General features: G+C 63.4%; 15 protein-coding genes, 1 other RNA gene and 1 pseudogene. 8 read left to right on the top strand and 9 right to left on the bottom strand.

What is annotated here, in order from left to right:
• Positions 1-177: 177 nt before the first annotated feature.
• On the top strand, positions 178-951 hold the full coding sequence (gene cobF / locus AC0L2A_RS28900; protein WP_473611689.1) for a precorrin-6A synthase (deacetylating): 774 nt from the start codon (positions 178-180) through the stop codon (positions 949-951).
• A gap of 27 nt (positions 952-978) precedes the next feature.
• Here the strand turns inward: cobF and AC0L2A_RS28895 are convergent, their stop codons facing one another.
• The 6 genes from AC0L2A_RS28895 to AC0L2A_RS28870 all read right to left on the bottom strand — a co-directional run bounded on the left by AC0L2A_RS28895 (position 979) and on the right by AC0L2A_RS28870 (position 5,536).
• The gene (locus AC0L2A_RS28895; protein WP_473611687.1) at positions 979-1,320 is read right to left on the bottom strand and encodes a winged helix-turn-helix domain-containing protein; all 342 of its coding nucleotides are present in this window, start codon (positions 1,318-1,320) and stop codon (positions 979-981) included.
• 87 nt (positions 1,321-1,407) lie between these two features.
• On the bottom strand, positions 1,408-2,520 hold the full coding sequence (modC, locus tag AC0L2A_RS28890) for a molybdenum ABC transporter ATP-binding protein (RefSeq protein WP_473611686.1): 1,113 nt from the start codon (positions 2,518-2,520) through the stop codon (positions 1,408-1,410).
• Entirely contained in the window at positions 2,517-3,221 is a 705-nt protein-coding gene (modB, locus tag AC0L2A_RS28885; protein WP_091594220.1) for a molybdate ABC transporter permease subunit, read from the bottom strand. Before modB ends, modC begins: the two co-directional genes overlap by 4 nt.
• Positions 3,222-3,234: 13 nt before the next feature.
• The gene (gene modA / locus AC0L2A_RS28880) at positions 3,235-4,029 is read right to left on the bottom strand and encodes a molybdate ABC transporter substrate-binding protein (RefSeq protein WP_473611685.1); all 795 of its coding nucleotides are present in this window, start codon (positions 4,027-4,029) and stop codon (positions 3,235-3,237) included.
• 201 nt (positions 4,030-4,230) lie between these two features.
• Entirely contained in the window at positions 4,231-5,025 is a 795-nt protein-coding gene (locus AC0L2A_RS28875; protein ID WP_473611683.1) for a thymidylate synthase, read from the bottom strand.
• A gap of 199 nt (positions 5,026-5,224) precedes the next feature.
• Entirely contained in the window at positions 5,225-5,536 is a 312-nt protein-coding gene (locus AC0L2A_RS28870; RefSeq protein ID WP_473611682.1) for a DUF2853 family protein, read from the bottom strand.
• 171 nt (positions 5,537-5,707) lie between these two features.
• On the opposite strand from AC0L2A_RS28870, the gene ssrA reads away from it, so the two are divergent.
• Positions 5,708-6,064, top strand: a transfer-messenger RNA (tmRNA) gene (gene ssrA, locus AC0L2A_RS28865).
• Between the two features lie 144 nt (positions 6,065-6,208).
• On the opposite strand, the gene AC0L2A_RS28860 is transcribed toward ssrA, so the two are convergent.
• Positions 6,209-7,414, bottom strand: coding sequence for a multidrug effflux MFS transporter (locus AC0L2A_RS28860; protein ID WP_473611681.1), 1,206 nt, complete (start codon positions 7,412-7,414; stop codon positions 6,209-6,211).
• A 153-nt stretch (positions 7,415-7,567) separates the two neighbouring features.
• Between AC0L2A_RS28860 and AC0L2A_RS28855 the strand changes: the two genes are divergently transcribed.
• The 4 genes and pseudogenes from AC0L2A_RS28855 to AC0L2A_RS28840 all read left to right on the top strand — a co-directional run bounded on the left by AC0L2A_RS28855 (position 7,568) and on the right by AC0L2A_RS28840 (position 9,417).
• A complete protein-coding gene (locus AC0L2A_RS28855; protein WP_473611679.1) occupies positions 7,568-8,257 on the top strand; it encodes a TetR/AcrR family transcriptional regulator in 690 nt (229 codons plus the stop codon).
• Between the two features lie 118 nt (positions 8,258-8,375).
• Complete coding sequence (locus AC0L2A_RS28850) at positions 8,376-8,909, top strand: SspB family protein (protein ID WP_023798780.1); 534 nt, start codon at positions 8,376-8,378, stop codon at positions 8,907-8,909.
• An 18-nt stretch (positions 8,910-8,927) separates the two neighbouring features.
• The gene (locus AC0L2A_RS28845; protein WP_473611678.1) at positions 8,928-9,170 is read left to right on the top strand and encodes a DUF4169 family protein; all 243 of its coding nucleotides are present in this window, start codon (positions 8,928-8,930) and stop codon (positions 9,168-9,170) included.
• A 20-nt stretch (positions 9,171-9,190) separates the two neighbouring features.
• Positions 9,191-9,417, top strand: a pseudogene (locus tag AC0L2A_RS28840) (ribbon-helix-helix domain-containing protein).
• A gap of 18 nt (positions 9,418-9,435) precedes the next feature.
• Here AC0L2A_RS28840 and AC0L2A_RS28835 read toward each other — a convergent pair.
• Together AC0L2A_RS28835 and AC0L2A_RS28830 are read right to left on the bottom strand one after the other, a co-directional pair.
• Complete coding sequence (locus AC0L2A_RS28835) at positions 9,436-13,458, bottom strand: AsmA family protein (RefSeq protein WP_473611677.1); 4,023 nt, start codon at positions 13,456-13,458, stop codon at positions 9,436-9,438.
• A gap of 94 nt (positions 13,459-13,552) precedes the next feature.
• On the bottom strand, positions 13,553-14,965 hold the full coding sequence (locus AC0L2A_RS28830; protein ID WP_473611675.1) for an FAD-binding oxidoreductase: 1,413 nt from the start codon (positions 14,963-14,965) through the stop codon (positions 13,553-13,555).
• Between the two features lie 201 nt (positions 14,966-15,166).
• Here AC0L2A_RS28830 and AC0L2A_RS28825 point away from each other — a divergent pair, with 201 nt between their 5' ends.
• On the top strand, positions 15,167-15,673 hold the full coding sequence (locus tag AC0L2A_RS28825; RefSeq protein ID WP_473611674.1) for a thioesterase family protein: 507 nt from the start codon (positions 15,167-15,169) through the stop codon (positions 15,671-15,673).
• A 121-nt stretch (positions 15,674-15,794) separates the two neighbouring features.
• Positions 15,795-15,992 (top strand): hypothetical protein, encoded by a 198-nt coding sequence (locus tag AC0L2A_RS28820; protein ID WP_473493986.1) that lies wholly within the window; start codon positions 15,795-15,797, stop codon positions 15,990-15,992.
• Positions 15,993-16,088 lie beyond the last annotated feature (96 nt).

Here is a 16,088-nt window from a genome sequence, read left to right as displayed (position 1 = left end):
AAAGCACGATGCGACCAATTCAGGGTGCTAGAGCGTACTTTGTGCGTCCAGGTGGACGCACGTCGCTCTAGCCGTTTCAATGCGGAGTTTCAAAGCCCTTCCGCGCTTGCCCACATGCCATACCGACCTGCCGGGCCAGTCTGGACAGCGACGTTCCGATCGGGCAGGAGTTCGCCCATGCGCAAGCTTCTCGTCATCGGCACCGGCGCCGGCAATCCCGACCACATGACCGTGCAGGCGGTCGACGGCCTGAACCGCGCCGACGTGCTGTTCATTCCCGACAAGGGCGCCAGAAAGAACGATCTCGCAGAACTGCGCCGCCAGATCTGCGACCGGTTCGTCACCAATCCAGACTCGCGCCGGGTCGAATTCGACGTGCCGGTGCGGGCCGAGCCAACGCCCTCCTATCGCTCGACCGTCGATGACTGGCACGAGGCGATCGCCGCGATCTATGAAAGCCTGATCCGCGACGAGCTTTCGCAAGATGGCTGCGGTGCGTTCCTGATCTGGGGCGATCCCTCGCTCTACGACAGCGCGCTGCGCATCCTGGAGCGGGTGCGCATGAGAGGCAATGTCGAGTTCGAGCTCGAGGTGATCCCCGGCATCACTGCCGTCCAGGCGCTCGCCGCCAGCCACAAGATGGCGCTGAACCGCATCGGCGATGCGGTTCAGATCACCACCGGCCGCCGGCTCGCCGAGGAAGGCCTGCCCGACAATGCCGGCAGCACCGTCGTCATGCTGGACGGCAAATGCGCCTTCAACACGCTGGACGACAACGACCTCCTGATCCATTGGGGCGCTTATCTCGGCATGCCCGACGAGATCCTCATTTCCGGCCGCCTTGGCGACGTCGGCGACGAGATCGTCAGGACCCGCGACGAGGCGCGTCGGAAAAAAGGCTGGATCATGGACACTTATCTGCTGCGCAAGCCCGGCGAGCCGGAGGAGTAGGCTCCGCCGATAGAGGTTCCACCGACCTCAGCCGGCATCGATCTCCGCCTGTAATGCTTCCAGATGCGCCGCCGCCGCGGAAGCCGCAGCCCGTTCGATGGCGCGAAAGCGGCTGACCACCGCAAGTCCCGCCGGCGTCAACTGGGCGCCGCCGCCCTTTTTGCCACCGGTCTGCGCCGCGACCAGCGGCTTGCCGAACACCCGGTTCATGTCCTCGACCAGATCCCAGGCGTGTTTGTAGGACATTTCCATGCGCCGCGCCGCCGCCGAGATCGAGCCGAAGGCGGCGATCTGCTCCAGAAGCTCGATCTTGCCCGGCCCGATGCGCCCTTCTGGATCGAGGTTTATCCGCAAGCTCAGCGACGGCATTTGCTCCTCCGCAGTCCCGCCATCCATCCTAGAAGCTCTCCGGCGATACCGCTATTCCAAAATGATATAGCGACAATCATCCTCGGGTCATCCATCCGCCTCGACTGGCAGGCCGGCGCTCATATTCGCCGGGTCGAAGCTAACCGTCTTGACCACCGCGTAGACCTCTCGACCAAGCCGGAGTTTCAGCGTCCGTCGCGATTGCTCGGTGATCCGGGCAAGCACGGTTGCGCCATGGCAGTCGATGCCGATCTCGACTGCGGGACCCTCGCCCGGCGCCATCGTCACGATCGTGCCCTGCAGGATGTTGAGCGCGCTGAGACCCGTCGGCTGTTCGGTGGCGATCATCACATCGCGGGCACGGATGCGAATGCGCATCGGCGCACCGACCGGCACTGCCAGAAGCGGCACGCGGATCTCGCCCGCCACCGAGCCGAGCACGGTCATGCCAAAGACATCGTCGTGGCGCAGCACCGCGGTATCCAGCACCGCGCCGCCCTCGCCGCGCTCCTCCGCCGGCAACAGGTCGAGCCGCTGCATGATCGCCCCGGTCGGGCCGCAAGCAGCGACTTTGCCTTGCGCCAGCACGACGACGTCGCTTGCCAGCCGCGCGACCTCTGAAATCGAATGGCTGACATAGACGATCGGGATTTTCGTCTCGTCGCGCAGCCGCTCGATGTAAGGCAGGATTTCTGCCTTGCGGGCCTCGTCGAGCGAAGCCAGCGGCTCGTCCATCAGCAACAGTTTCGGGCTGGCGAGCAGCGCCCGGCCGATCGCCACGCGCTGTTTCTCGCCGCCGGAAAGCTTTGCCGGCCGCCGGTCCAGCAAAGCACCGATGCCGAGAAGGTCGACCACCGCATTGATGTCCGCATAGCGTTCGGCCGTCGGCGTGAACCAGCGGCCGTAGCGCAGATTGCTGGCCACGCTCATATGCGGAAACAGCCGCGCGTCCTGGAACACCATGCCGATGCGGCGCTTGTGCTTGGGCACGAACCGACCCGCATCCGTATCGACCAGCACGCGGCCGTCGGCCTCGATCCGCCCCTTGTCCGGCCGGATCAGGCCGGCAATCATGTTGATCAGCGTCGTCTTGCCGGAGCCCGAGGGCCCGAACAGCGCGGTCAGCCGCCCGGCGCTCTCGAAGCGGGCGTCGACCTCGAAGTCGCCAAGCCGATGGCTGATGTCGACCACAACCGTCATTCGATATCCATCCGCCTGCCGACGCGCCGCGCCAGCACCTCCGATGCGACAAGTGCTGCCATCGAGATGACGATCGAGATCAGCGTCAGCCTGAGCGCGCCGGCATCGCCGCCCGGCACCTGCGTGAACGTGTAGATCGCCGACGGCAGCGTCTGCGTCTGGTTGGGGATGTTGGAAACGAAAGTGATCGTTGCGCCGAATTCGCCCATCGCCTTGGCGAAAGACAGGATCGCGCCGGTAATCAGGCCGGGCAGGATCAGCGGCAGCGTGATCGTCGCGAACACCCACAACGGATTGGCGCCAAGCGTCCCGGCCGCCGCCTCGATTCTGCGGTCGACCGCCTCGATCGACAGCCGGATCGCCCGCACCATCAGGGGAAAGCCCATGACAGCGCAGGCCAATGCGGCACCTGTCCAGCGAAAGGAGAAGACAATGCCGAAATGCTCGGCCAGAAACGCCCCGACCGGGCCGCGCCTGCCGAAGGAGAGCAGCAGCAGATAGCCGATAACCACCGGCGGCAGGATCAACGGCAGATGCACCAGCCCGTTGAGCAGCGTCTTGCCCCAGAATTGGCCACGGGCAAGCACAAGCGCGATCAATATGCCGGGCGGCAGGCTGGCGACCATCGCCACTGTCGCCACCTTGATCGACAGCCGGACCGCGTTCCATTCGTCGGGAGTGAGGTCCAGCAACCAATCCATCTTTTGGCGTGCCTCAGTTGCTCGGCGTGAGGACCGTAAAACCTTGCGCCTTGAAGAGCTCGCCTGCCTTGGCGGATTGCAGGCACTTTAGGAATGCCGACGCATGCTTGTCCTTCGAATCCGCGATCTGGGCAACCGGGAAGACGATCGGCGGGTGCGAATCCTGCGGGAAGGTGCCGATCACTTTGACGCCGGGCTCGGCATGCGCGTCGGTGGCGTAGACGAGGCCGAGCGCTGCCTCACCTGTGGAGACCAGCTTGAGCGCGGCACGCACATTCTCGGCCTGCGCCAACTTGTCTTCGATCGAGGACCAGACGCCGAGCGATACAAGCGCCGCCTTGCCATATTTGCCGGCCGGCACCGCCTGGAAATCGCCCATGGCAAGCCTGCCGTCACCGATCAGCCCGGCAAGATCAAAACCCTTTTCGATCCTGGTTTCGACCGTCGAACCCTTCGGCGCCACCAGCACGATCTGGTTGCCGAGCAATTTCACCTCGGAACCCGGCTTGGTCAGCTTCTTGTCGGACAGATAGTTCATCCAGTCGCGATCGGCCGAGATGAAGACGTCGGCCGGCGCGCCGCCCTCGATCTGCTTGGCCAATGCGGAGCTTGCCGCATAGGAAATGGTCGCCGCCTCGCCGACATCGGCGGCGCAGGCGGTGTTCACTGCATCCAGTGCGTTCTTCATGCTTGCGGCGGCAAAGACGATCAGCCTGTCATCGGCATGGGCAACCGGCATGGCCGCGATCAATATCGCAAGACCGCCAATGGCGGCCGCCTTCAATCCGAAACCCTTGCGCACCAGCATGAAACTCTCCCGCGGCTTGAAATCCGATCGGCGCGACCCTGCCAGTCGATATATCCGCCTGAATATAACAAGGGAAGGCTTTTTGCCTGACTTAGCCCAATAGCCCGCCGACGGCACTGCATGACACCGCCACCGCTCGCGGGCGGACGACACAGCACCGGCGAGCAATTTGAGACAAAGCAAAAAGCCCGATGTTGCGGCTCACACCGCGATGGGCGCCTTGATCGTCGCATCGGCGAGGTAGTTTTCCAGCCGGAAATCTTCGAAGCGGAAGGCAAAAAGGTCCTTCACCTCCGGATTGATCCATAGCGTCGGCAGCGCCTTGGGTGTGCGCTGCAACTGTTCGCGCGCCTGCTCGAAATGGTTTGCATAAAGATGCGCATCGCCCAGCGTATGGACGAAATCGCCGGGCTTCAGCCCTGTCACCTGCGCCACCATCAACGTGAGCAGCGCATAGGAAGCGATGTTGAACGGCACGCCGAGAAAGATATCGGCGGAACGCTGGTAGAGCTGGCAGGAGAGCCTGCCTTCCGAGACATAGAACTGGAACAGGCAATGACAGGGTGGCAGCGCCATGGCTTCCACTTCGGCGGGGTTCCACGCCGAAACGATCAGCCGTCGGGAATTAGAATTCTTGCGTATCTCCTTCAAGAGATTGGCAATCTGGTCGATGGCGCCGCCATGGCCGTCCGGCCAGGAGCGCCATTGCTTGCCGTAGACCGGGCCGAGGTCGCCATTCTCGTCGGCCCATTCGTCCCAGATCGAGACGCCGTGGTCGTTGAGATATTTGATATTGGTGTCGCCGGCCAGGAACCACAGAAGTTCATGCACGATCGACTTCAGGTGAAGCTTCTTGGTGGTGGTGACCGGAAAGCCGCGCGCGAGGTCGAAGCGCATCTGGTAGCCGAACACCGAGCGCGTTCCGGTGCCGGTGCGGTCACCGCGATCGGCGCCGTTTTCCAGCACGTGCTTCAACAGGTCGAGATATTGGCGCATCGGCGATTCGGGGGCTCGATTCGGGTTAGGCAATCATAACCGACTGGCTGCCGGCCGAATATGTCAAAACGGCACCAGAGTCGCTTTCTCTTACCGCTCGTTAGCGCCGCCCCTCATTGCCCTGCCGGGCATTTCTCCCCGTATAGTGACGGGGAGAAACAGCTGCCCGCGTCAGCATCCGCAAATTGACATGCGATGCTCAGAGGCTGGCGAGCTTGCCCAGCTCCTTGGCGACCAGGTAATAAAAGGTCACCCGGCTCTTGGTGTTATCGGCCTCCATCGCCTTGCAGGCCTTTTCGATGGCGGCGTCCGCCTTGCTGCCGTCGTCGACGCCGAGCTTTTTGGCAACCCAGCTGGCCTTGACGCGACCGAGTTCGTCGGGATCCGTGCAGGAGACCAGCGCGGAATCACGATTCCTGAGCGCAATGCCCAAATGCTTCACGATCTTGGCGACCGCGTCGGCATCCGCCGCGGCGTCGTACTTCTTCACGTCTGCGAGATAATCGGCCATCAAATTTTCCCCTCGTCGGCGCCACGAGATCCAGTCGATGAGGGTTGTGGCGCGCTGCCGCAAAATGTGCGCTAGTCGGTAACTCCTCACCGCCGCAAAGCTTCGGTTGAGAGCGTTGACAAGTCAAGCCTTTGGCGATGCTGTTTGAGACAGCGGACAAAGCATCATTGAGGCCTTTCATTTTTCACGATCGGTCCCTATATCTGTTTCGTCGGCTCGACCGACTATGGCGATAAACAGGCGATGAAATAAGCCGTTCGGACCCGGGGGCGGTACCCGGCGCCTCCACCAAAAACCACTCTGCGAAGAGCGGCTTTTGCTGGGGGCGAAATAGGATCGACGAAGGTGTAAAGATCGTACTTTTGCCCGGCATTGTACCACCGTTATCGGGCTGAACTTATAGTTGCCAACGACAACTATGCGGAAGCACGTCTCGCCGCGTAAGCGGTGCGATAGCTTCAAATCAAGCCCTAGTGGTTCGCACTTCTAGGCGGGGTTCGGAGGTACCTGGCAACAGAAACCTCCACTTCTCCCGCTTCGATTCTTCCCCTCCGATCCCCATCTCCCCTCGATACTGTGACGGCAGCAGGCTTGCTGGCCGCGCGGCCGCGCCCAGACGTGAAAAAGGCCGGGACTGACCCGGCCTTTTTCATTGCTCTCACTGGAAAGCATCTATTCTGCCGGCGCTTCGACAACCTGCCGTCTGCGGCCGAGCGTCACCTTGGCCAGCGTGAACGAGATCACCGCGCAAAGCATGATGCCGGCCACCATAGGCAGCGGCGTGCCGTCGAAGAACACCCCGGCGATGCCCATGGCGACCGCGCCGATGGCGAAGTGCAGGGTGCCCATCAGTGCCGAGGCCGTGCCGGCGATCGCGCCATGCTCCTCCATGGCCAGCACCGAAGTCGCAGGGATCACCAGGCCGAGGAACCCGTAGCCGACGAACAGCAGCGCCGCCATGACGTCGAGCCGATCGACGCCGGACGCCATCACCGCGAACAGCACCACCATCGTCGTCGCATAGCCGACCACCGCGACCCGCACCACCGGCCTCAGCCCGAACCTTTCGGACAGCGTTCCCGTCAATTGCGACATGCCGATGAAGGCGACCGCGTTGATCGAGAAGAACACGCTGTAGACCGACGGCGACAGCCCGTAGTGTTCTATCAGGATGAAGGAGGAGCTCGACAGATAGACGAAGAAGCTCGCCAGCCCGAAGCCGCCGATGGCCGCCAGGCCAAGGAAGTTGCGGTCGCCGATCAGGAAGCGATAGGCCGACAGCGCGGTGCCGAACGAACTGCCTGCACGCGCCTCGACCGGCCGCGTCTCCTTCAGCGAGGTCGCCAGCAGGATGGTGGCGAGCACCGCCCCACCGGTCACCGTCCAGAACACGGCACGCCAGCCGAAATTCTCGATAATGACGCTGCCGGTCAGCGGCGCCAGGATCGGCGACACCGAAAACACCAGCATCAGGAGCGACATCAGCTTGGCAGCTTCGGTGCCGGTGTGCAGGTCACGCACGATGGCGCGCGGCACCGCCATGCCTGCACTGGCGCCGAGCCCTTGCAGGAAACGGAAGGCGATCAGCCATTCGACCGAGGGCGCCAGCGCCGAGCCGATGCCGCCGACCATGAACAGGGCGAGGCCGCCATAGAGCGGCAGCTTGCGCCCGACCATGTCGGAGATCGGTCCGACGACGATCTGGCCAAAACCCATGGACAGAAAGAAGATCAGCAAGCTCATCTGCACGGCTGCGGTGCTGGCCTGCAGATCTGCGCCGATCGAAGGCAGTGCGGGAAGATACATGTCGATGGCGAACGGACCGATGGCCGACAACAGGCCGAGCACAACCGCGATGCGGAGGAATTGGGGATTCATGATAGCGGGCTTCTTTCAATCTGGTTTGCCGACCGGCGTGTAATCCCGGGACGTCCCATCCCGTGGAATTCCTGCAGCGGGAATTCCTCTAAATCTAAGTCCATAAATTTAGACACTCTTGTCTAATTCGTCAATCACCTATATATAGTTTTCATGAAGCACGACGTTTCTCCTGACAGCATCCCGCCACGCGGCCATGAGGCAAAGCGCGCCTCGATCATGGACGCTGCCGGCGAGGTGTTCTGCCGCGAAAGCTTCGCCGGCGCCAATATCGACATGATTGCCGCCGAGGCCGGCGTGTCGCGCCAGACGATCTACAATCACCATGGCGACAAGGAGAAACTCTTCGTCGCCATCGTCCGCGACCTCACCGAGCGCTGCAATGCCGGCATCTTCGCCACCATTTCAACCTTTCCCGACCAGCCGAAGGATCTCGAGGCCGATCTGATCGGCTTCGCCGTGCGCATGACCCGCAACTGTATCTGCAGCCGCGACGGAAAGTTCCTGCGCAAGCTGATCCAGACCGAGGGCGAGCGCTATCCCGAGCTGTTTGCCGAATGGCGCGAACTGGGACCGGGCAGGACATGGCCGGCGATCGCCGCCCGATTCGCCCGCCTCGCTCATGCCGGTTTCCTCGACATCGAGGACCCCGATGTCGCGGCGCGCCAGTTCCAGGCCCTCGCCAATGCCGAATTGCAGACGACCTTCATGCTCGGCGGCACGCCGACCGATGATGAAGTGCTGCAATCCGCGACACATGGCGTGCGCACCTTCCTGCGCGCCTTCGCCAAGCGGCAGCCGGCGGCCGATGCGCAAAAGCACGGCGCGCTCGCTGGCGCCTGAGCGATAAAATCTGAGGCATGCCCTCTCGCATCTGTGCTGCCGGCATCTATATCCGGTTTACGCCGCGCTCAAGCTTGATTACAGCTATGCGGACGATTCAACGGAACCCGACAGCGACATGGCCGACGACCACATTCGCTACGACATTCTGGCCCAGGAGGCACTGCGCGGCGTCATGCGCAAGGTCCTGGCCGAAGTCGCGCGCACCGGCCTCCCCGGCAACCATCATTTCTTCATCACTTTCCTGACCGGCGCCCCCGGCGTGCGCGTGTCTTCCCGCTTGCGGGAGCGCTATCCCGAACAGATGACCATCGTCATCCAGTTCCAGTATTGGGACCTGAAGGTGACCGACACCGGCTTCGAGGTCGGGCTGTCTTTCTCCGACGTGCCGGAAAAGCTGGAAATCCCGTTCTCGGCCGTGCGCGGCTTTTACGACCCGTCCGTCAATTTCGAGCTCGAATTCGACGTGAAGACGGAAACCTCGGCAGAAGGGGAATTGACCGGCAAGCCCGCTTCCGAACCGCTGGCCGTCGTCGCCGAGAAAAAGCCCGAGAAGAAGAAGACCGCTGAGGCCGAAAAGAAGCCGGCCGCAGCAGACGCCGCCGCCAAGGGCGCCGAAGTGGTGTCGCTCGACGCCTTCCGCAAGAAGTGATCCGACGGGCCGCGCGACATGGCCGACATCGTCAACCTCCGCCAGGCCCGCAAGCAGAAGGCACGAGCCGAGCAGGAGCGCCTGGCCGAACAGAACCGGACGCTGCACGGCCGCTCCAAGGCCGACCGGGAGCGTGACCGTTCGATCGCCAACAAGGCAGAAAAATTTGTCGCCGGCCATCGCCGCGAAATTTTAGGCGATCCGCGTTTCCCGGATGTCGGACCGAAAAATGCGGGGTTTTCGGACAAGTCCGATGCTTGAAGTGAAATGAGTCAGGTCCGGTGAGCCCGGTCGAGAAACGCTCGGTGACCATTCGCGGCCATCGCACCAGCTATTCGCTCGAAAGCCGTTTTTCGACGATCTCGTCGCCATCGCCGCCGCGCGCAAACTGACTCTCGCAGCCCTCGTCGCCGAAATCGACGAGGCCCGGCCGCGCGATGCCAACCTGTCCTCGGCGCTCAGGCTCTACGTCCTGGATTGGGCGAAGCGAGGGATGAAACCGGTCTAGCCCGGATGTCTAGGCGAGCTATCCGCCGCCCAGCGACTTCAGCAGTTTGTCGATCGACGAAGGTTCAAGCGTGGGTTTTGGCGCGGATCCTGATGGCGGCGGGTTGTCATTGGCCGGCGGCTGACGCGCCCGCTCGATTTTCTGCGCCTGCTCGGCGGCGGCCCTGCGCTCGGCGTCGAGCCTTGCCTTTTGTTCCACAGCGATCCGCCTCGCCTCTTCCGCCCGCCTCGCCTCTTCCGCTTTCCGACGTCGCTGTTCCTCGGCCTTCGCCGCCTCGTCCGCCGCTTTTTGCGCCGCCTTGGCTCTCGCTTCGGCATCCGCCTTAGCCTTGGCCTCGGCTTCAGCCTTGGCTTTAACCTCCTCTTCAGCCTTCGCCTGCGCCTCGGCTTCGGCTTTAGCCTCGGCTTCAGCCCTCGCCTGCGCATCCGCCTTGGCCTTCGCCTCCGCTTCGGCTTTAGCCTTTGCCTCGGCTTCGGCTTTCGCCCTGGCATCTGCCTCGGCTTTCAGCCGCGCCGCCTCCTGCTGCTTGCGCAATTCTTCGGCTGCCCTGTCGCGCTCGGCTTGCAGGGCCGCGTAGTAACGCACCTCGCGCCGCAACCGCTGCTTTTCAAGCAGCGCTGCCTGCATCGCCTCGACCCGCTGCTGCTCCTTTTCCAGCGCGCGCTGGGTCAGGAACTGCGCCAGCGGCTCACTGTCGAACCGCCGCTTCGCGGCGCCGAACGGCCCGTCAACGCTGAAATTCACCGTCGGATCGGAGCCGACCAGCGCTTCGTCGCCCGGCCGATAAGTGATCGAGCCACTGGCAGCGACCTTGCTGGCTTTCAGGTCCGCCGTGATGTCGGCCGACAGCGTCGCCGCCGGATTTTCAAGATTGACCGGCGGTGCCCTCAGCGTGCCACCGGCAATTGTGAAGGCGATGTCGGCATCCCCAGCCGGAAAACTGCCGTCCGCGGCGATCTGCGGCGCGAAGCCGGCGGTCTTGGCCGCGTCGATATCGCGCCCAATGGCGTCGGCCTTGGCGATGACGGCGCCAAAGGCGGCGGGATTGACGCCGGCAATGGTCAAGCCTTTCAGCGCCGCCGTGCCGGAACCGGACAACGCCGCAACCATCGCATCGACCGATTTGCCACTGGTCGAGAGCGCCGCCGAGAAATCGCCGGTTCCGCTGATGCCGGTCTCTGGCAGCACGGTGGCCAGATCGGCGCCGGCAAGTTTCAGCTGGCCGGAGAAAAACCCGGTGCCGTCATTGTTCTTCAGCTCGAACAGTCCGGAAAGCGCGCCGCCGGCGAACTTTGCCTTGAGGTCCGAAACGCGGATGCCTTCGTGGTCGAGCTTCAGCGAAAGCGCCGCGTCATAGGCCGTGGCCAACGGGCCGGCGACCAGCGACGCCGTGGTCAACTCGAGTTCGGCGGTGAACGGCAGGATGGGTTTCTGGCTGAATGGGGCGGCCGGCCAAGCCTTGCCAGAGCCCAGAAAGGCCTGGTCGCCAAACACTGCCACCGCCATCGGGTCGAGATCCAGATCATCGAGCGCCAGCGCGCCGGCAAGATGCGGCAGCCCGTCGGCGACGCCGACATTGAGGTCGCCGGAAACCGCAGCCTCGTTGATGGCGCCGCTGAGGCTGGACAGCACCAGACGGCCGTTGCCGAAGTCGGCGTCGGCCGCAAGCCAAGTCGACATGCCTGTCCCCAGGCCCGGCAGTCCGACGCCTGTCGTCATCAGCCACGGCTCGATATCGGCGGCTTCCAGGCTGATCTTGCCCTTGGCGGTGGCGCCTTGTGGCGCGCTGGCGATCGTCCCGTCGAAACCGGCTTTGAAATCGTCGCCGGTCAGGTTGAAGCTCGTCGCCATGCCGCCGCCAAGCGTGCCTTTCGCCGAAACATCAGTAGTCGCCTCGCCAAGCATGCCGAGCGGCAGCGCCGGCAGGCCGTAAAGCGCCAGAAGCGCGGTGGCGTCGGTATTCCTGGCGTTGAGGGTCACCGACACCGGCGCCTCGAGAAGCCGATCGGCCAGTCCTTTGCCGGACAGCGATGCTGAAAACGCCGAACCGCCTGCCCTGCCTTGCGCGCTGACCGCCAGTCCCGTCGTGCCGTCGCCATTGGCGGCGGCACTTGTCACCAGATCGATGCGCGCATTCTGCAACAGCTCGGGATAGGCGGCGACACGCCCCGCCAGCCCTTTCAGCACGGCATTGTCGGGATAGTGCTTCGCCGCGACATCGACCAACGGCTTGAGATCGACGGCCACCACCGAGGCATCGAGCTTGCCGGTCGGGCTCGCTGGGAAATCCTTGATCCGGCCGGTGGCGCTGATCGAGGCGCCGGCAAGTCCGCCGACCGAGAGCCGGTCGATTTCAAGCAGCCCGTCGCGCAGCCTGAGCGCCGTATCGACCGTATCGGCGGTCAGTCCGCCGGCGCTGACCGGCCCGGCCTTGATCTGGAAATCGAGGTCGCGGTCGGAAAATCGGTTGGCGCCCTTGTCGCTGATGAAGATCGAGGCGAAGGCGGCGAGCCCGTCGACGTCGAGCTCGCCGCCGTCGAGCCGCATCAGCACCGACGGCCTGGCGTCTTCGCCCTGGCTGGAATCGATGCGGCCGGAAAATTTCGCCTTGCCGAGAACGAGTTCGAGGTCGCTGAAGGCCTGGCGGTTCCCCGACAGGTCGACCTTGGCCTTGAAGCCGGCGGCCGGAAGCCGGCGGATCGCCTCGTCGACATCCTTCGACAGCCAGGCGGCGAAGCCGGAAGGCTGCCCCACGGCCAGAAGCAGCGAACCGCTGAAGCCGAACTGATCCTCGAGACTGAGCATGCCGTTTGCTTCCAGCCTGGCGCGGCCCGGGAGCGTCGCGCCCAGCGACTTCACCGACCAGCCGGCATCGGCCGGTTCGGCCGAAAGGCGCACGTCACGAACCGTCGTGTCGCCGGCAACCACCGCCGGCAGCTTCACCTCGACGGTGCCCGGTATGGTCGGCTTGGGCAGGGCGAGCAACGCCTGCTCCAACGCCGCGACGCGCTCGGACAGCGTCAGTCCGGTCGCGGCGCCGACGGCTTCATCGAACTGCACCTGAGCGCCATCGGCCTCGATTGAAAAGCGAGGGTTCGGCCCAAGGTCGACGGCAGCCTTGCCGTCGGCGGTGTAGGGATTGTCGAGTGGCCCGGTTTCGAAGCGGAATTCGTCGACGCCAAGCTTCCGGTGGTCGAGCGAGAACTTGCCGTTCAGCCTGAACCCCGGTTCCGGCTTGCCGGCGCTGGCCTTCTCACCGTCGGTGCTGTCAAGCTGCGGCAAACGCTTGTCGGCGCCATTCCTGTCAGAGCTTGTGACCCTGAACTGGCCCGAATAGATCGCGGCCCCGTCGACAATGCCGGCATTGCCATCCGCTTCGATGACCACCGGATAGGCGTCTGGGTCGGCCTTGAGCCTGAGCCGCAATTGTCCGTCGCCACTGGCCTTGCCGGTGGAGACGACGACCGTGCTGCGCAGGCCGTCGAGCCGCAGCGAACCATCCATCCGCCAGGGTCCGGCCAGCGATCTGGCAGAGATTGTCGAATTGATCTCGGAAAGACGATGGCTGCGGCCGCCGGCGGCATGGCGCAGCGCGATCTCTCCGTCGGTCACCGTCAGCTTCTCGATCGAGATCTGGCTGGGATCGTAGGGCGAGGACGGGCGTATCGCCCAGTCGACCGTGCCGTCGGCGGCAATGTCGATCGTCGCCTTCGGCCGCACCAGCCGCATGTCGAAGATCAGCACCTCGCCGCTCAGGAAGGGCGCCAGTTCGGCATCCATCGAAAAGGTCTCGACGGTCATTGCCGGCCGGCCGCCGGGGCCGCCGGCGACAGTGACATTCGAGAAGGTCACCGAGGGAAACGGCAGCAACTTCGCCGTTGCATCGCCCTGAACGGTGACCTTGCGGCCCAGAATGGCGCTCGCCTCGCGCTCGAAATCGGCCCGGTAGCCCGTCCAGTCGATAAAATACGGCACCACCAGCGCCGCACACAGCACCAGCACGAAAAAGCCACCGAAGATCACGAACAAACGTGCGAGCATCAACCCCCAAGCAGTCGATTGAAAATCAGCCGCACTCTACCCGCATCAGCGTGTCGATAAAGAGGCAAATCGATCGCCCCAAAAGCAAAAGACTTTAGTCGGCCGGCAGTATCTTCCCAGGGTTCATAATGTTCTGCGGATCGAGCGCCTGCTTGATCGTGCGCATGATATCGACGCTGTGGCCGAGTTCATGGCGCAGGAAGCCGATCTTGCCTTGTCCGATGCCGTGCTCGCCGGTGCAGGTTCCATCCATGCCGATCGCCCGCATGTTCAGCCGCGCGACAAACTCTTCCGTCTGCTTGATTTCCTTCGGATCGTCCGCGTCCATCAGCACCAGCACATGGAAATTGCCGTCACCGGCATGGCCGACGATCGGCGCGATCAGCCCCATCTCGACGATGTCGGCCTCGGTTTGCGTAACGCATTCGGCAAAGCGCGAGATCGGCACGCAAACGTCGGTCGACAGCCCCTTGGCGCCCGGCCGCAGCGTCAGCGACGACCAATAGGCGTCGTGCCTGGCCTTCCACAGCTTCGTCCGTTCCTCGGCGACGCTGGTCCACAGGAATGGTCCGCCGCCATAGTCTTCGGCGATCGTGCCGAAGGTTTCGGCCTGCTCGTCGACGCCGGCGTCGCTGCCATGGAATTCGACGAACAGGCACGGGCTTTCGGGATAGTCGAGTTTCGAATAGCTCTTCATCGCCCGCATCTGCAGCGCATTGACCAGTTCGATGCGCGCCACCGGAATGCCCATCTGGATTGTCGCGATCACCGCGTTGCAGGCCGCCTCGACGCTGGGAAACGGACAGACGCCGCCGGAAATCGCCTGCGGAATGCCCTGCAGCTTAAGCGTCAGCTCGGTGATGATGCCGAGCGTGCCTTCGGAGCCGATCAGGAGCCGCGTCAGATCGTAGCCGGCCGAGCTCTTTTTTGCGCGCTTGCCGGTCGTCACCGTCTCGCCGTCGGCCATCACCGCCGTCAGCGACAATACATTCTCGCGCATCGTGCCGTAACGCACCGCATTGGTGCCCGACGCCCGCGTCGCCGCCATGCCGCCGAGCGATGCATTGGCGCCCGGATCGATCGGAAAGAACAGGCCGGTGTCGCGCAGGTGCCGGTTGAGATCCTCGCGCGTCACACCGGGCTCAACCGTGCAATCGAGATCCTGCGGGTTGACCGCGAGGATGCGGTTCATCCGCGACGTATCGACAGAAATGCCGCCGCCCGGCGCGTTGGTGTGGCCCTCCAGCGAAGAGCCGACGCCGAAGGCGATCACCGGCACGCGGTGCGCGGCGCAGGCCGACACGATCTCCTGCACCTCCGGTGTCGTCTCTGGAAACGCCACGCCATCCGGCGCCTGGGTTGGAATGTAGGTGGTGGTATGCGCGTGCTGGGTGCGGATCGCCTGGCCGGTCTGGAACCGTTCGCCGAGCCGCTGCTTGAGGATGCCGAGCACCGCGGCGATGCCTTCTTCGTTGCGCTCGACCGGATTGAGGTCGCTCAGAGCCATCTATTCCTCCGCGAATGGACCAGCGTCCACCCTTGTTATGGACTTATGGATGCCTATCGCATCGGCCCGAAAATCGAAATCGATTTTCGGAAAGCACGATGCGAAGATTCAATGTGCTAGAGCGTACTTTGTGCGTCCAATTGGACGCACGTCGCTCTAGTCTCCCCGACCACGTCCTGTCCAGCCAGAAGGAAGTTTTCGATGTCCACCGCCGCCCCCTTCGCCTCTGCTCCCATGGCCATCGAAAAAGACTGGATCGACTATAACGGCCATCTCAACATGGCCTATTACAACGTGCTGTTCGACCGCTGTTCCGACCAAGCGTTCGAAATGATGGGGATGGGGCCGGACTATGCGAAGCAGCGCCGGCTGACCATCTACACGGCGGAAGTCCATGTCTGCTATGTCAGGGAGCTGCATCTCGACCACAAGGTCGATGTCTCGTTCCAGCTGCTCGACCATGACGACAAGCGGCTGAGAGCCTACCAGGAAATCCGCCATGTCGACGGCTGGCTCGCTGCCACGTCCGAATCATTGTCGCTGCATGTCGACATGTCCGGACCGAAGGTGGCGCCCTTCCCGGCCGATGTCCTGGCCAAGGTCGAAGTCATGCGCGCCGCCCATGCGGCGCTGCCGATGCCTGAGCGCGCCGGCCGTTCGATCGGTATTCGTCGCAAGACGCTTGAGTCGCAGTCAGACCGCCGTTAACCTTACCAAGGTTTTAACGTGAACAAGCCGAATTGAGGCGTTGAACGACTCAGCCGGGTGTTCGAAAACCGTCCGCATTGCGATACTGGCGGCGGGGGCTGAAGCGGTTCGGGGAAATTGCATGAAAACCGACATCAAGGTCGAGGCGGACAGGCTGGCGGCCGACCCACGCATCAGCGACTACGATTTCTGGCGCTCGCTGAAGAACCTCAACTACGAAATTTTTTCCATCGCCAACAACAACGAGCCGATCCCTTTCGCCATGATCCGCTGGCGCGCCATCCTGAAGCAAGCACGGTTGAAGCGCGGCCACGCCTGATCGGTGCGGAAAGAAATGGTCTCGTCCTCCAGTCGCATTTTTCGGGGGCGTTTGCGCCGCCCCTCATCCGGCTGCCGCCACCTTCTCCCCGTATAG

The organism is Mesorhizobium sp. WSM4844 (assembly GCF_055811775.1).
The sequence above is the reverse complement of the archived record's forward strand: the minus strand, read 5'-3'. Positions and strand labels throughout refer to the sequence as shown.

What these genes read in the sequence shown, in the direction of transcription:
- AC0L2A_RS28835 (WP_473611677.1), bottom strand. Translation starts at nt 13,458, where the DNA reads ATGCTCGCACGTTTGTTCGTGATCTTCGGTGGCTTTTTCGTGCTGGTG.
- cobF (WP_473611689.1), top strand. Translation starts at nt 178, where the DNA reads ATGCGCAAGCTTCTCGTCATCGGCACCGGCGCCGGCAATCCCGACCAC.
- AC0L2A_RS28830 (WP_473611675.1), bottom strand. Translation starts at nt 14,965, where the DNA reads ATGGCTCTGAGCGACCTCAATCCGGTCGAGCGCAACGAAGAAGGCATC.
- AC0L2A_RS28870 (WP_473611682.1), bottom strand. Translation starts at nt 5,536, where the DNA reads ATGGCCGATTATCTCGCAGACGTGAAGAAGTACGACGCCGCGGCGGAT.
- modA (WP_473611685.1), bottom strand. Translation starts at nt 4,029, where the DNA reads ATGCTGGTGCGCAAGGGTTTCGGATTGAAGGCGGCCGCCATTGGCGGT.
- modB (WP_091594220.1), bottom strand. Translation starts at nt 3,221, where the DNA reads ATGGATTGGTTGCTGGACCTCACTCCCGACGAATGGAACGCGGTCCGG.
- AC0L2A_RS28875 (WP_473611683.1), bottom strand. Translation starts at nt 5,025, where the DNA reads ATGCGCCAATATCTCGACCTGTTGAAGCACGTGCTGGAAAACGGCGCC.
- AC0L2A_RS28860 (WP_473611681.1), bottom strand. Translation starts at nt 7,414, where the DNA reads ATGAATCCCCAATTCCTCCGCATCGCGGTTGTGCTCGGCCTGTTGTCG.
- AC0L2A_RS28825 (WP_473611674.1), top strand. Translation starts at nt 15,167, where the DNA reads ATGTCCACCGCCGCCCCCTTCGCCTCTGCTCCCATGGCCATCGAAAAA.
- AC0L2A_RS28845 (WP_473611678.1), top strand. Translation starts at nt 8,928, where the DNA reads ATGGCCGACATCGTCAACCTCCGCCAGGCCCGCAAGCAGAAGGCACGA.
- AC0L2A_RS28895 (WP_473611687.1), bottom strand. Translation starts at nt 1,320, where the DNA reads ATGCCGTCGCTGAGCTTGCGGATAAACCTCGATCCAGAAGGGCGCATC.
- AC0L2A_RS28820 (WP_473493986.1), top strand. Translation starts at nt 15,795, where the DNA reads ATGAAAACCGACATCAAGGTCGAGGCGGACAGGCTGGCGGCCGACCCA.
- modC (WP_473611686.1), bottom strand. Translation starts at nt 2,520, where the DNA reads ATGACGGTTGTGGTCGACATCAGCCATCGGCTTGGCGACTTCGAGGTC.
- AC0L2A_RS28855 (WP_473611679.1), top strand. Translation starts at nt 7,568, where the DNA reads ATGAAGCACGACGTTTCTCCTGACAGCATCCCGCCACGCGGCCATGAG.
- AC0L2A_RS28850 (WP_023798780.1), top strand. Translation starts at nt 8,376, where the DNA reads ATGGCCGACGACCACATTCGCTACGACATTCTGGCCCAGGAGGCACTG.